Origin of the sequence: Mesorhizobium hawassense (genome assembly GCF_003289945.1) — a bacterium.
Lineage (GTDB): Bacteria > Pseudomonadota > Alphaproteobacteria > Rhizobiales > Rhizobiaceae > Mesorhizobium > Mesorhizobium hawassense.
Window position 1 is genome coordinate 142141 of record NZ_QMBP01000002.1, and the last position, 14525, is coordinate 156665.

The window sequence follows — 14525 nt, forward strand, 5'->3', positions numbered from 1 at the left end:
GGCGGCGCCCGCGTAGATGAGCGGAGCGGCTCCGCGCGGGCCGACCGCGAACGTGGTGGACGCTGATGGTGAGCGTCAAGCCGCAGCCCTGCACCAAGCAGTTCTGGAAGCGAGGTCACACGGTTCTACGCGCTGCTCCAGGCGGATGCCCTTCCTGTCCGACCGATATGATCCGCGGAGCACGAGTATTTTGAGCGGCACAGCGTTGACTCCCGCGATCGCGGCCGTCGGGGGCGACACGTCTCGGTTTACGGCACGCTCCGTTGTCGGCGTGTCCGGCGTCGTGCTGTGCACGGCGACTGAGTATATCCACCCGGCGCGCCAGACCCGAATACACAGGGCATGCTATTCATAACTCCCGGTTATCACCGTGCGGGCAAATCCTGCTGTACAACGAGCCACTTAGTGCCAAGAGCGCAAGGCTTTGGCAGTGACGTCGCGGGATTGGCTCGGACCCGGCGTGCATTTGGATGAAAGCGGGCCAACCGCGGAAGTGATCCATGTCTCGTACTGTCGCAGAAGCCCTCGTCGACGTCCTCGAGGAGGTCGGCGTAAGGCAGATCTTTGGCCTGATCGGCGACTCGCTGAACCCGTTGGGCGATGCCGTGCGGCAGAGCAAGATAGAATGGGTCGGCGTACGGCACGAAGAAGGCGCGGCGCTGGCCGCGGCGGGCCAAGCCAAGCTGACCGGCCAGCTTGCAGTGTGCGCCGGAACCACGGGGCCCGGCAGCACGCACCTCGTCGCCGGTCTCTACGAAGCCGCGCGCGACCACGCTCCCGTCCTGGCTTTATCGGGGGAAATGCCGCGACGCCTGAAGGGCATCGACTACCACCAGTCGACTGAGCCGGACCTGCTCTTTCGGGACGTGTCGCTTTACACCCAGACGATCACAGCGCCAGCGCAGGCGCCCGGCGTGATTCACCAGTCGATAGCGTCTGCGTATGCGGGACCCGGGGTCGCGCACCTGACCCTCCCCCAGGATGTGCTGTCCAGCAGGGTCGAGCACGCCGTTCCGAGCGTGGCGACTCTACGCGTGCGCGGCGAGATCGCGCCGGATGAGCACGAGATCGACGCGGTCGCCTGCCGCATCGACGCGGCAGACTCGGTTGCCATCCTCTGCGGGGCGGGGTGCCGAGGGTCGGCCGAGTTGCTCCGCGACCTGTCGGACCGTCTGAAGGCGCCGCTCGTCCACACGGTCCGCGGTAAAGAGATCATCGCCTACGATGACCCGCGCTGGATGGGCGGGCTCGGCATGATCGGTAGCAAGCCGGCCTACAATGCAGTGCAGGATTGCGACCTGCTGCTCATGGTCGGCACGGACTATCCCTATTCGAACTTCCTGCCGGCGCACGGGAACGTCATCCAGATCGACGAGCGGGCCGCGGCAATCGGCCGGCGTGCGCCAACAGCGATCGGCGTAATGGGCTCGGTGCGGCCGACGCTCTTCGCCCTCCTGCAGAGAGTGCGACAGAAGACCGGAAGCGCCTTCTTCGAGAAGGTCGCGCTCGGCCGCCGTGCTTGGGACGAACTCCTCGACAAGAAGTGTGACCTTATGCGCAGCCACGACAGGATCCACCCGCAAGCGGTAGCCCGCATGGTCAGCGACCTCGCGAAAGACGACGCCGTGTTCGTCTTCGATACGGGCCTCAACACGCTGTGGTCGGGCAACTGGATTCGACAGAGCGGCAAGCAGCGCATTGTCGGCTCCTTCAACAACGCCGCCGTCGGCACGGCTCTCGGACAAGCCAACGGCATTCAGGCGCTCGATCGGACGCGACAGGTGATCGTCCTCACCGGGGATGGCGGTTTCAACATGCTGATGAGCGAATTCCTCACAGCCGTACACCACCAGTTGCCCGTGAAGATTGTGATTTTCGACAATGCAGCTTTCGGGCTCATCACGCTCGAGGCGCAGAGCGTGGGAATTCTTCCGTTCCGGGAGGCAATCGAATTCACCAACCCGGATTACGCAGCGCTAGGACGCGCCTGCGGCGCGCAAGGTTTCACGGTGCGCGATCCAGCGCTGCTCGAGTCGACTTTGATCGAGGCGTTCGCGTGCCCGGGCCCTGCGATCGTCGCGTGCGGCGTGGTGCCTGACGAGATGCCGAACCTTCCCCACGTCGAACTCGAGCAGGTCGGCGGCTATGCCGTCGCGAAAATCAAGGAAGCGATCGCCGCTTTCACCGGTGGCTGATGGCTGCCTCGATGCGGCAGGCGCACAAGCTCTGCGACGAACTTGAGGACGCTGCCACGACAAGCCTTCTGGAAGGGTGCATGACGCTGCAGAGAAGAGGGCTTGGCTCCTGCGCGAGGCCGCACGGCCGCGCTGACCGTCGACGAATGCATTGTGCCGAAAGTCCAAAACAGGATGCCGCGAGTGCGAAGTAGCAGCGCCGGCGCTAGGACTCGTGGCTGTTCGAATCCAGAGTGAAGCAAAGTCTTGGGCGGGCGCTTGCTCCTGCGCGTTCGCGGAGAATGCGGTCGAGGCATGCATATCGCTCCCCGCACAAAATGGATTGGATGATGACTTGAGCGAGATGGATTTGATACAGGGGACGTCAGGCGCGTCGACACCGGCGGCCACGGCTTCTGCACTTTCCCGTGAGGCGGAGTTCGACGTCGACTTGTTCGTGATCGGGGGTGGGTCAGGAGGCATCCGCGCTGCGCGCGTGGCGTCGGGACATGGCGCGAAAGTGATGCTCGCCGAGGAGTACCGGCTGGGAGGGACGTGTGTAATCCGCGGCTGCGTCCCGAAGAAGCTGTTTGTCTACGCGAGCCGTTTCGGGAACACGTTCGACGAGGCCGCGGAATTCGGCTGGCGCTTGTCGATCCCGCGTTTCGACTGGCCGTCGTTGGTTGCCGCGAAGGACCGGGAGATCACACGCCTGGAAGGGCTCTATGGCACCGGCCAAGACAGTGCGGGCGTCGAGGTCGTGAGGTCTCGCGCTGTGCTCGAGGACGCGCATACCGTGCGCCTCGTCAAAGACGGCCGTCGCTTGCGGGCGCGGACGATCCTGATTGCGACAGGCGCACGGCCCGAACTCCCTCCCTTCGACGGCATCGAGCTCGGCATCACCTCGGATGACATCTTCGACTTGAAGACATTCCCGAGGAAGCTTGTTATCGGCGGCGCGGGGTACATCGCAATAGAGTTCGCTGGCCTGTTTGCCGCGTTGGGAAGCGACGTCACCGTCGTCTGCCGCGGAAGCAATGTCCTACGCGGCTTCGACGAGGACGTGCGCCAGGCGGTCACCGCGTCCTACACGAATCGCGGCATCAAGCTGATGCTTTGCGACAGTATCCGCCGCCTTGAGCGGCCGGAGGAGCACGTCGGCGGAGGCGACCGCGCGGGAAGAATCGACGTTACCACCGAACAGGGCGGAAGGCTGGTGGCCGACCAGGTGCTGCTCGCCTTCGGGCGCAGCCCGAACACGACCTCGCTTGGACTGGACCGCGCTGGGGTCAAGACTGGGACAGACGGCTCAATCGTTGTCGACGCGGGCTCCCGCACGAATGTCCCGAACATCTACGCCGTGGGTGACGTGTCGAACCGGTTCAACCTGACGCCCGTCGCTATCCGCGAAGGCCACGCGTTCGCTGACAGCGTGTTCGGCGAGAAAGCCTGGCAGGTCGACTACTCCAATGTGCCAACCGCGGTCTTCTCCAACCCGGAGATCGGCACCGTTGGGCTGACCGAGCTGGAAGCGAGGGCCCAATACCATGCTGTCGACGTCTACAAGGTACGCTTCCGGCCGCTGAAGGCCGCCGTGACGGGCGATTGCGAGGCCTCGCTTTTGAAGGTCATTGTGGATTGCGAGACGGACCGGATCCTCGGGATCCACATCTTCGCTGAGGAGGCCAGCGAGATGATCCAGGTGCTGGCAATCGCTGTCGGCAGCGGAGCCACCATGAAAGACTTCATGTCGGTCATGGCCGTGCACCCGACGGTCGGCGAGGAGATCGTCGCCATGCAGACGCCGACGGTGCGTTACGATCGGCGCGACGCTTCGACCCCGCACGTCCCAAGCGCAGCCCTTTGACACCACCGGCTCGCGCCCGAAAGGACCCGCTCGGAACATTGCGGGTCGCCGAGCCGCTCACTATAGGTTGCCGGCCTCATGCGGCCGGGAATGAAATCGATAACGCTGCGTCACTTCCGTAGCGGCGGAAGCGCTGGCAATGTCGCGCCGGTCGCCTCTATCAGCGGCCTCGTCGACCCGGCGCCCGGCCCTTGCGCGCCGTCAGTCTGAAATCCTGAAGGTGACCGCGTTGATCCGCTTCTATTTTCACCCGACGCCCAATCCAGCCAAGGTCGCCCTGTTCTTGGAGGAGTCCGGGCTAACGTATGAGCTGGTGCCGGTCGACACGAGCAAGGGCGAACAACATCGGCCCTCATTTCGCGCCGTCAATCCCAACGGCAAGGTGCCCGTCATCGTCGATACGGAAGGCTTGGGCGGCAAAGAGGCGCGGGTTTTCGATTCCAGCGCCATTCTGCTGTACCTCGCCGAGAAAACAGGCCGCTTCCTCGGGCGGCCCGCCGACCGGGGTGAGGTTTTATCGTGGCTTTTCTTCCTCGGAACGGGCCTCGGACCCTTCTCGGGACAGGCCGTGCATTTCCAATTTGCAGCTCCCGACGGCCTCGACTACGCCGTCAACAGATATCGCCGCGAAGCGGAGCGCCACTATCGCGTACTCGACAGTCAACTCGCCGGCCGCGACTATATCGTAGGGTCCGACTACACGATCGTCGACATGTCCGCCTGGGGTTGGATCGATCGTGCCTCCCGTGTGATGAAGGGGGCGGCCGACGCGCTGGCCGCCTTCCCTAACATCAAGCGGTGGTTCGCCGGGATCGACGCTCGCCCAGCGGTTGCGAAGGCTCGGGCAGTTGGGCAGGATCACGAATTCAAGAAGACGAACGACGAGGAAACGAAACGAGCTCTCTTCCCGTCAAACTACCCTGTAGCCAACAGCTAGGTGTGGAGCCTCAACAGGTTGTCCCCGGTTAGGGCGAGGCTTGCCAATCTAAGCCAATGAAAGCGTCGTATAGAATTCATGCCAGTCTGGAATATCTCAGCCTGCAAAGATCGCCGACGATCTTCGGTGAATCATGCTGCCGCTTGATGGCGGAGAAGCAGGGCTCGCGGCATCGAGTGCCAGTTCGCGGTCGCCAAGCTGCCGCTTGCAGATGGCATCGAGGACTTCGATTTTGTCGGCAAGCCTGTCAACGAGAGCCTGATTCGCAATCTCGCCGGCGACCGCATCGTTCTTCTGCCGCTCCAGATATGCTTCACGTACTGCGCCGGGAGCAGGCGCACATCATGACCTCGCGCGATGAGTTCTCTTACCCAGTAGTGCGATGAGCTGCAGGCCTCGATTCCGACGAGGCCTCGCGCCAGGCTCTCGAAGAACCCCAGTACACACCCGCGCGTTAGCTTCCGACGAATGACAGAAAGGGTGTCGCCTTCAGGATCGAGACGAAGTAGTTGCCGGCTACGGAACTGGCGAGCAAACACTGCCAGGGCCGACGCGCCTGGCTTCGACGCCGCACATCAAGCAATCGCTGGATTGGTCCGTGAAGCCTACCTTAAGGTAATTGTCACGACGAAATTTGATCGGCTCATGGAAAATGCGCTCAGGGAGGCGGTGTTGAACCGACTGTGGTGTGGTCGGACAGAACCGCTGTCCCACAGCTCATGCTACATCCTCAAGCTTTACAGCGACTACAAGGATGCGAGAATTCTGCACACCGATGAAGAACTTAGCGGCCACGGCATTGGTGCTGGAGGAGCGCCGCTCCAACCTCTCCGGCGACCAGCGACACATTCCCATTGCCCGGGCGCTGGTCACCAAGCCACGCCCTGCTCCTTGACGGGGCGACCAGCGCGCCTCGTTACTAGCCGGAATTGTCATCCCGCAGGAACGTCCGGCTGATGGCCAAAGGCCGCGCCGTCTGCATCATTACGCACCGCTCGGCTTCCCTTACCGATGACTGACGTATTCAATTTCACCTGTCCACTTCCCCAAAAACAATATCCAAAGATCCAAGTATAGCATTGATATCCGCCAGCATGTGGCCGCGGCATAGGAAGTCCATCGCTTGCAAGTGCGCGAATCCGGGTGCGCGCAGCTTGCAGCGGTAGGGCTTGTTGGTGCCGTCGGAGACCAGATAGACGCCGAACTCACCCTTCGGCGCCTCGACCGCCGCATAGACCTCGCCGGCCGGCACGCGGTAGCCCTCGGTATAGAGCTTGAAGTGATGGATCAGTGCTTCCATCGAACGCTTCATGGCCTGGCGCTTCGGCGGCACGACCTTGCCGTCGAGGTTCGACACAGGGCCGGCGCTTTCCTTGCCAAGCAGCAGGTCGACGCACTGGCGCATGATCTTGGCCGACTGGCGCATCTCTTCCATGCGCACCAGGTAACGGTCGTAACAGTCGCCGTTCTTGCCGATCGGGATGTCGAAATCCATCTCGGAATAGCACTCATAGGGCTGCGATTTGCGCAGGTCCCAGGCGGCGCCCGAGCCGCGCACCATCACGCCCGAAAAGCCCCAGGCCCAGGCGTCGGCCAGCGACACGATGCCGATATCGACATTGCGCTGCTTGAAGATGCGATTGCCGGTGAGCAGCGCGTCGAGATCGTCGATCGACTTCAGGAACGGATCGATCCACTTGCCGATGTCCTCGACAAGCTTCTGCGGCAGGTCCTGGTGCACGCCGCCCGGCCGGAAATAGGCCGCATGCATGCGCGAGCCCGAGGCGCGTTCGTAGAACACCATCAGCTTTTCGCGCTCGACGAAGCCCCACAGCGGCGGCGTCAGGGCGCCGATATCCAACGCCTGCGTCGTCACATTGAGGATGTGTGACATGATGCGGCCGATTTCGCAGTAGAGAACGCGAATCAACTGGCCGCGCTTCGGCACCTCGATGCCGAGGAGGCGCTCGACGGCGAGCGCGAAGGCATGCTCCTGGTTCATCGGCGCGACATAATCAAGTCGGTCGAGATAGGGCACCGCCTGCAGATAGGTCTTGTGCTCGATCAGCTTCTCGGTGCCACGATGCAACAGCCCGATATGCGGGTCGACGCGATCGACGACTTCGCCGTCAAGCTCCAGCACCAGGCGCAAAACGCCGTGCGCGGCCGGATGCTGCGGGCCGAAGTTGATGTTAAAATTACGGACGGATGTTTCAGCCATTTTGCGTCTCACATTTGCGGCCATCCGCGCTGGCAACCTCGGCCAGCTATCTTGGCAAAAAGAGTGTGCGAAAGCCGAATCCGATGCCAGCAAAGCCGGGATTGCTGACCCGGCCATAACGTCCACTGGATCATAACCGATAAGGGAATTCCCGCCTATTACCGATAGTTATCGATGTGATGCTCGGCGTGACGCACGTACCGGTGCACGCCTGTTCGACGATCCGTCCGATGCACGCCTCGATCTCATCCTTTTAATAGGTTCTGGGCCCAGTATACGGGCCCGCAAACGTCGCAACGCAGCGCCAATTTCAGGTAACCTGCGAATAGATGTCCCTGCTGGCACCGCCGACACAGGCCCTCGAGACCCGTCAGGACCGGATTTGTCGTTTCGTTTGACGGGCAACGCGAGGGCCTCCTCATAGTTCCGGCGCAGTCGCAGCAAGGTGAACCACGCGAAGGACAACCCAGTCTTACTTTGCGGATTTGGGTTCCGGACCTGAAACAAACTGCCCGCCTCGGCTTTAAGCGTTAACCGGCAAGCAACGATCCCTTCGCTGTCAGCAAGCAGACCGACAGACAACAGTCTGCGACTGAAGATCGTGCACGTTAGCTTTAGCGGACACGGCGCAACCTGGGCTCCTCTGTTGCAGTCGTCCGGCGTCGTTCCATCAATAATAGCCAGCCGGAAGAAAGCTTATTGGCCACCCCCCCAGTACCCGCCTGATCTGTCAAGCGACGCCTTTCTAAACTTTGAGTAGGCGAACCAAGATTCAATTAAGTCCGCTCTGATATCGTGGGCCGATCGGAAGCTAGGCCGACCGAGATTCCACCTTGCCAATTGCAGTACACCAGCGCTTCCGCACCTTGATGACCTGGACCAGTCTTCCGGCAGTGATTGCCCTTGTCGTGCTGCTCATCGCCGGATTCTTTGCCGACCATCAAAACGGCATCGTTGCCGAGCAGGCAATGCGCGTTGACGTTGCGAAGGAGGTGAACCTCATCCGCGCCAATCTCGAGGGCAACGTGAATGGAGACCTTCAGCTGGCGCGCGGCCTGGTCGCGACGATCGTTACCGAACCGAATATGAGCCAAGCCCGCTTTGCCAAGCTGGCGGAGAGCATCTTTCGCGAGAAGACACAGGTCAGAAACATTGCCGCTGCCCCCGGCCTGGTCATTTCGTTGATGTATCCGATGGAAGGCAATGAAAAGGCCGTTGGTCTCGACTTTCGTAAGGATGAAAAGCAGCGTGAAGCGGTACTTCGGGCACGCGATACCAAACAACTGGTGTTGGCCGGACCGGTAGAACTCAAACAAGGAGGTCAGGCATTCATCGGGCGATTTCCTGTCTTCCTTGACCGTGACCGCCCTACCGAGACGTTCTGGGGCATAGTGGCTGCGGTAATCGACATTCAAAAGCTTTACGAGGATAGCGGTCTTTTAGACACGAAACTGCCCATCGAGATCGCGCTGACGGGCAAAGACTCTCTCGGCCAAAGCGGCGCGCGATTTTACGGTCCCGCGCACGTGATCGAAAGCAACCCTGTCACGGCCGAGGTGCGGCTGCCGACAGGATCGTGGCAGATTGCCGCTATCCCCAAGGATGGTTGGAATGTCCCGCCCCGCAACGCCTGGATTTTGCGACTGGCAATGCTCATCGGCGGCGCTCTGGTCGTGGTTCCTATAATCATTGCAGGGCGGCTTCTCGAGCAACGACGTAAGCACCATGCCGATCTGCGCCGCAGCGAACGACGGCTTGCACAGCTTTCGGAGAGGCTGGAGCTTGCGCTTGACGCCTCGCAAATTGGCGTCTGGGAGCAGGATCTCGACTCGGACATCATATACTGGGACGACCGCCTGAACGAAATCTATGGAAAGCCGGCAGATGGCGAATTGAGGACCTTCGAAGAGTGGTCAAGATCGATCCATGCTGACGATCTTGAGCAGGCTAAGCGGGATTTCGCGCAGGGGATTGCGACTGGCACATACTCTTCGGAATATCGTGTAACACTTCCCAGCGGAGCTATTCGACATCTTCGCTCGCGCGCCAAGAGTTACAGGGATGGTACCGACCACAAAATGGTCGGAGCCGAATGGGACGTGACGGCGGATGTAGCCTTGACGCGGGAATTGGAACAGGCAAAGAACCTCGCCGAAACGAGGAACGCTGAGCTAGAGGCAGCGACGGCGCGCAATGAGTATACGGCGCTTCACGATTCGCTGACCGGCCTTCCAAATCGCCGTCACCTGGACTTGATGCTCGATAGCTACGCCACGGGTTCAACGGCTCGTAGCGGTGCCGCGCTTCTGCATCTAGATCTCGATCGTTTCAAACAGATCAACGACACACTCGGCCACGCCGTCGGCGACGCCGTGCTGATCCATACCGCGAAGGTGCTGATTTCGACTGTCCGGTCGGCAGATTTCGTTGCCCGAGTTGGAGGCGACGAGTTTGTCGTAGTCTGCAGCTGCGATATTTCAACTGACCAACTCAGCCAGTTGGCCGACCGCATCCTACAGAGATTGCGACAGCCGGTTCCCTATAAGGATCACCAATGTCGTATCGGGGTCAGCATCGGCATCGCGGTCGATGCGGACGGTCCCATCGACGGCCAACGCATGATGGTCAACGCGGACATAGCCCTCTACCGGGCCAAGAGCCGCGGACGCAATCGATATGAGTTCTTCACCCAAGATCTCCAGTATGAGATCGTTCGGACCAAACGGGTCGCCGATGAGATCCTGACAGGGTTGGAACGCAAGGAATTTGTTCCGCATTACCAGCTGCAGTTCGACGCAAAGACATTAGAGGTTGCCGGCGTTGAGGCGCTGGCGCGCTGGAACCATCCGACCCATGGTCTTCAAACGCCAGCCGGGTTCCTGAAGATTGCGGAAGAGTTGAATGTCGTTTCGACTATTGACCGCCTGATACTCGAACAAACGCTCCACGACTTTGATCAGTGGCAGAGGGCCGGGCTGCTGGTTCCGCGCGCTTCGGTGAACGTCTCTGCGAGACGGCTGCAGGACGAGGAGCTTATCAACAGCCTAACGTCGCTTTCAATAAAACCGGGAACCGTTTCGTTCGAGCTTCTGGAGTCCATTTTCCTCGACGACAATGATGAGCTTATGGTCTGGAACGTCAACCAGATCAAGGAACTCGGAATCGACATCGAAATTGACGATTTCGGCACCGGCCACGCCTCGATTGTCAGCTTGATGAAACTCCGGCCGCGACGGCTGAAAATTGCACGCCAGCTAATCGGTCCAGTCGCCGAATTAGCCCAACAACGAGAGGTCGTACAGTCGATCGTGCAGATTGGCAGGTCCTTGGGGGTGGAAGTCATCGCCGAAGGTGTCGAAACGATGCAGCAAGCCAGGATCCTCAGGGAATTGGGCTGCGACATCCTGCAAGGCTATGCGATGAGCCGGCCGATGATCGCACAAGACATCATGGAGTTCTTAAGCAGCCGCAGAAGACGCACAGCATCCTGAGATCGGCGCACGCGGAGGACAAGCACGTCGCCGGAAAGGGCAACGGCAGCCGGTGTCGCATCCATCGATCAGATAGATACACGGAGCCGGTATGGTGTGTATCATTTTAATACAATCCTCAATTTGTAGACTCCTGCGGCGCATTGGCGGCTAGTGGCTCCGTCAGATCAGGGGAGGATGAGGCCGGAATCGGGAGGAAAGCTGGACTTTGTGATCGCCGCCATGCAGCGCCGATCGGCGCTCCGTATGAACCGCAAAGAGATCGCGGGCGAAAAGAACTCTTCGTAGACGAGAGATTCGCGAACCGCCAGGTTGGGTCGCAAATCCATGCGAAAGTCTGGCTAGACGGGGAACGACGTCGCGCGGCTAGTCACGGACAAGGCGTCCAGCCCTTCTCCGGAGCCGCCACATGGTTCGTGAAATGCAGGCTGCAGTCGTCTCGGCTTGCGCCGTGGCAAAGGCCATCGAAACTTGCACTATCGCTGCAATGGTGCCGGCCACCAATGGTGCTCGCCATACAGATGAGAAGTCGCTACAATTCCGAGCGTCGATCTTGTTGAACGAACGTTGTTTCCGCGCTTTGGCGCTTTGACGATTTTTCCTCTCAATTTCGAAAACTGGCTCGTTTGGCAGTCGGCCAGACTTGCATGAACGCGTTAATATGAAAGGAAGTCGTATGACTACGGGAACAGTAAAGTTCTTCAACGCCGCCAAAGGTTTTGGCTTCATCGAACAGGGCAATGGACAGCCGGACGTGTTCGTCCATATTTCTGCTGTGGAGCGGGCTGGCATGCGAAGCTTGGTTGAGGGTCAAAAGGTAAGCTTTGACATCGTAAAGGATGAACGCAAGGGCAAGAGTTCCGCAGAAAACCTGCAAGCCGCATAGTCGCAGCGCCTTGGGGTCGCCTGACCACGGATTTACGACTCTTGGCCACAGACGCGCGTTTGAGAAGGTCGGGCTTTGCTCGGCCTTTTTGATTGAGGAGAACTCTGATGAAATCACTTCCGGATATGGGCCTGTTCAAGCCGGTTCCATCCCGAACAGAGGCCAAGACTGATATGACCAGTCGTGTCGCTCGGCAAATCGTCGGCCTTGAAGAGGCGGCAAGGTCAGCCAAGACGGAACGTTTGCGCGCCGCCAGGCTGGCACAAGAATCCAAAGCCCCTGCGGTTCCAACGAAGCCCGTGCGAAAGCCCAAAAGCCCCGCGCGGTAGGCCGCTGCAACGAGCGTGGGCTCGTTTTGATGCCTCCAAGCCATCTTCCTATGCTGTCGCGAGTAAGGGGATGCTATGAAGGCTTCTCGGCGCGGAAAACCTACTCTTTGTTTCCCCACCCCTTGAGCAGTTGGGCGAGCATGCCCTTTTCAATGGCATGCTTTCCCTCCGAATTGAAAATTTTAATGGCTCGCTTCGGAATCCCGAACGTCGTCGCCATAGCTGATTTCAGATCACCCACTGTCGCGGAGGCATCCTGGAGTAGTGCGGCTCCATCCGTTGGAATTGGCTGAAAATCGCCTCCTGCAGCTTTGATGGCGTCGTAAACCTCTTGATGTGTATTTCCAACCGGTAGCGAAATTCGACCGCCGATAGTAAGGCGGGAATGTATCCCATCCTTGACCTCAGATTGGCTTACCGGGTATGGGCCGGCGGCCGCTTTGGCGTTGATCCAAATTGGAACTCCGCTCCGCGAGTGCATCTGCACCAACGTCGTAAGTTCTGTTTTTACAGCTTTGACCACATCTGCCAGTGACTCCATCGCGTAATAGTCGTGATCGGCATCCAATCGAGTCGTGCCGGGTAAATCTGGCGCAGATAAAGGGTTTTTGTCGGAATAAACTGCCTCTCGCACCCGCAGAACGGATTTACCTTCAATCGAAAAAGTCTGGCCGTCCCTTCTGGTAAAGGTAAGCATAGCATTCCCCCGCGTTGAAAAGGCATTATGCGCAATTGTAGACAAACAGAGAAAAAAGCGTCTAGCAATAGCGCTCATACCTGCGCGTGAAATAAAGAAGTTCAATCACGCGGATGTGATCGCCCCCTGGCACTTCATTTGAAGTTAACATCATTTGCTTCGGAGGCGTGCAGGGCAATTGGACGGGATGAAAGCAATCCCTGAGGCTCTAACCTCGCCCTTCCACCCCAGCCTCATTCCAACTCCGGCTCTCAGGCGTCTTGCATCCTTGGATGCGTCCACTCCTCCAGGCTCAAATTCTGGTGGTTGCTGAGCCGCAAAATATACTTCGAGCTGGATGCGGAATGGGATGGCATCGTTAACACTTAGCCCGTGTTGGTCGATTTCCACCACAGCTAACAACGTGTAAGATGCCCGCCATTTCGATTGGGCGGAGGGTCGGCATGAAACACGGGTCTTTTGCAACGGCAATAGTATTCATTGCGCAACTACTCCTGAGCTGCACATATGCGCTGGCGCAATCAAACGAGCCACCCTTGGTAGGAACCGGGGCGGTCGCTAAATTCATTCTTGCGCTGAGAGAATCAAAAGATATTACGCTTTCGACACTCGGAAAGGTCGCTATCGCAGCCTCGCCGCAGTTTATATTCGTTCCTGGGATTCTAGGCTCCAAAATTTCAATTAAGCGCCAAGGGCAGCAGACCTTTACCGACGTGTGGGGTGGGAGCAACGACATCTTTTCGGCCGGAGACCTGAGCACCCAACCTGGTGATATTGTTGAAACAAAACGCGTAGTGCCAACTGCTTTGCGCCAGAACCGCATATCAAGCTGCCGATCTGGACCGGTTGCAGAGCGCCCTGAGCCTGAGCCTCGCGGCTTGCGTTCAGGGGAATGCCTTATTGATCAAATTAGCGAGTCGTTGTGCGGCTAGAGCAGCCTGAGCGCGGGCGATGTCGCGCGCAGCAGTTTCATAAGCGCGCGTGAGCTCGGCTGTTCCCGTCGCTGACAACACAGGTTCGGAGTAGGCAAATTTCTGAGCAAGCTCAGCACTTTCCTTCAACCAAATCTCCGGATTATCCTCGTTGGCCTTGGTGGTATCGACCGGCACACTCTCCAGCCCGCTGTCCTTCAGGTCCAACATGGCGCCCTTGGTGGTGGTATAGCCGCCAAACATCCCGTCCCAGTAGGCGTGCAGCTTCAATGTGTCGCCTTTCGCCGGCTTGGCCAGAACCAAGTTACCGCCTTGGTCGCCGCCTGGATGAGCCTCAGAAAATCTAGCCGTGGCGTGAAGCGGCTGGTGGGCGTCGCCGATCAAATGCAGCAGCCAGACCAGGTCGTAAGAGCGAAGTTCGTCAGTAGCGCCTGAGTCCGCCGGAAGCATCGCAGTCAGTGCAATTATCTGGGTCACCGCGTTGACGGGGTCGGCCGGCCTCACCTCTGTGTTGTCGGTCGTGAAACCGACATCCGTGAAATGCCAGTATTTGTGCATGCGCATGTCGCTGTAGCCGATGTTGTCTCCGGCGCCCGGGACAGTGCCAGAATTGCCGTCGTCATGATATTGTGGCTCCATCTTGATATCATCCGCCCAGACAGAGGCCCTCATGACTGCAGCCTTGCCAATGTCGGCGTCGGGGGTACCCAGAATCCAGTCCTTGTAGTCAGGGTTCAACCTGAGCAGCGCATCGACGCGGGCGCGGGCAGGATCTTTGAGTTTGTTATAAGCCATGAGCGCGATCTGCATGTGGCCCTCGTCCCACCATGCCGATGCCGTTGTTGACCAAGCGCAAAGTGATGCAATCGCGATGGCCGAGACCACAGTACGCATTGAATTTCCTCCTTTTTTGGTCTGTTTGCTCTCCCATGAAGTCCATCATTTGTTGACCCACGATTAGGTGATCACGGGGGCCGACGATAACAGGCGA

The 14525-nt window shown here is 59.3% G+C and carries 9 protein-coding genes; 6 read left to right on the forward strand and 3 right to left on the reverse strand.

Annotated elements, in window-relative coordinates:
• Positions 1-500: 500 nt before the first annotated feature.
• The 3 genes from DPM33_RS04940 (at position 501) to DPM33_RS04950 (ending at position 4978) form a co-directional block, all read left to right on the forward strand.
• Complete coding sequence (locus DPM33_RS04940) at positions 501-2195, forward strand: thiamine pyrophosphate-binding protein (protein ID WP_112096196.1); 1695 nt, start codon at positions 501-503, stop codon at positions 2193-2195.
• A gap of 343 nt (positions 2196-2538) precedes the next feature.
• Positions 2539-4041, forward strand: coding sequence for a glutathione-disulfide reductase (gene gorA, locus DPM33_RS04945; RefSeq protein ID WP_112096198.1), 1503 nt, complete (start codon positions 2539-2541; stop codon positions 4039-4041).
• A 229-nt stretch (positions 4042-4270) separates the two neighbouring features.
• On the forward strand, positions 4271-4978 hold the full coding sequence (locus DPM33_RS04950) for a glutathione S-transferase family protein (protein WP_112096717.1): 708 nt from the start codon (positions 4271-4273) through the stop codon (positions 4976-4978).
• Between the two features lie 1030 nt (positions 4979-6008).
• On the opposite strand, the gene DPM33_RS04965 is transcribed toward DPM33_RS04950, so the two are convergent.
• On the reverse strand, positions 6009-7199 hold the full coding sequence (locus DPM33_RS04965; RefSeq protein WP_112096199.1) for an NADH-quinone oxidoreductase subunit D: 1191 nt from the start codon (positions 7197-7199) through the stop codon (positions 6009-6011).
• Between the two features lie 869 nt (positions 7200-8068).
• Between DPM33_RS04965 and DPM33_RS04970 the strand changes: the two genes are divergently transcribed.
• The 3 genes from DPM33_RS04970 to DPM33_RS04980 all read left to right on the forward strand — a co-directional run bounded on the left by DPM33_RS04970 (position 8069) and on the right by DPM33_RS04980 (position 11905).
• Complete coding sequence (locus DPM33_RS04970) at positions 8069-10690, forward strand: bifunctional diguanylate cyclase/phosphodiesterase (RefSeq protein WP_112096201.1); 2622 nt, start codon at positions 8069-8071, stop codon at positions 10688-10690.
• Positions 10691-11366: 676 nt separating this feature from the next.
• On the forward strand, positions 11367-11576 hold the full coding sequence (locus tag DPM33_RS04975; RefSeq protein WP_112096203.1) for a cold-shock protein: 210 nt from the start codon (positions 11367-11369) through the stop codon (positions 11574-11576).
• Between the two features lie 107 nt (positions 11577-11683).
• Complete coding sequence (locus DPM33_RS04980) at positions 11684-11905, forward strand: hypothetical protein (protein WP_167448960.1); 222 nt, start codon at positions 11684-11686, stop codon at positions 11903-11905.
• Between the two features lie 100 nt (positions 11906-12005).
• Here the strand turns inward: DPM33_RS04980 and DPM33_RS35760 are convergent, their stop codons facing one another.
• Both DPM33_RS35760 and DPM33_RS04985 read right to left on the reverse strand, forming a co-directional pair.
• Positions 12006-12707 (reverse strand): hypothetical protein, encoded by a 702-nt coding sequence (locus tag DPM33_RS35760; protein ID WP_167448961.1) that lies wholly within the window; start codon positions 12705-12707, stop codon positions 12006-12008.
• A gap of 779 nt (positions 12708-13486) precedes the next feature.
• Entirely contained in the window at positions 13487-14428 is a 942-nt protein-coding gene (locus tag DPM33_RS04985) for a S1/P1 nuclease (RefSeq protein ID WP_112096205.1), read from the reverse strand.
• Positions 14429-14525 lie beyond the last annotated feature (97 nt).

What these genes read in the sequence shown, in the direction of transcription:
- DPM33_RS04985 (WP_112096205.1), bottom strand. Translation starts at nt 14,428, where the DNA reads ATGCGTACTGTGGTCTCGGCCATCGCGATTGCATCACTTTGCGCTTGG.
- DPM33_RS04975 (WP_112096203.1), top strand. Translation starts at nt 11,367, where the DNA reads ATGACTACGGGAACAGTAAAGTTCTTCAACGCCGCCAAAGGTTTTGGC.
- DPM33_RS04940 (WP_112096196.1), top strand. Translation starts at nt 501, where the DNA reads ATGTCTCGTACTGTCGCAGAAGCCCTCGTCGACGTCCTCGAGGAGGTC.
- DPM33_RS04965 (WP_112096199.1), bottom strand. Translation starts at nt 7,199, where the DNA reads ATGGCTGAAACATCCGTCCGTAATTTTAACATCAACTTCGGCCCGCAG.
- DPM33_RS04980 (WP_167448960.1), top strand. Translation starts at nt 11,684, where the DNA reads ATGAAATCACTTCCGGATATGGGCCTGTTCAAGCCGGTTCCATCCCGA.
- gorA (WP_112096198.1), top strand. Translation starts at nt 2,539, where the DNA reads ATGGATTTGATACAGGGGACGTCAGGCGCGTCGACACCGGCGGCCACG.
- DPM33_RS04970 (WP_112096201.1), top strand. Translation starts at nt 8,069, where the DNA reads ATGACCTGGACCAGTCTTCCGGCAGTGATTGCCCTTGTCGTGCTGCTC.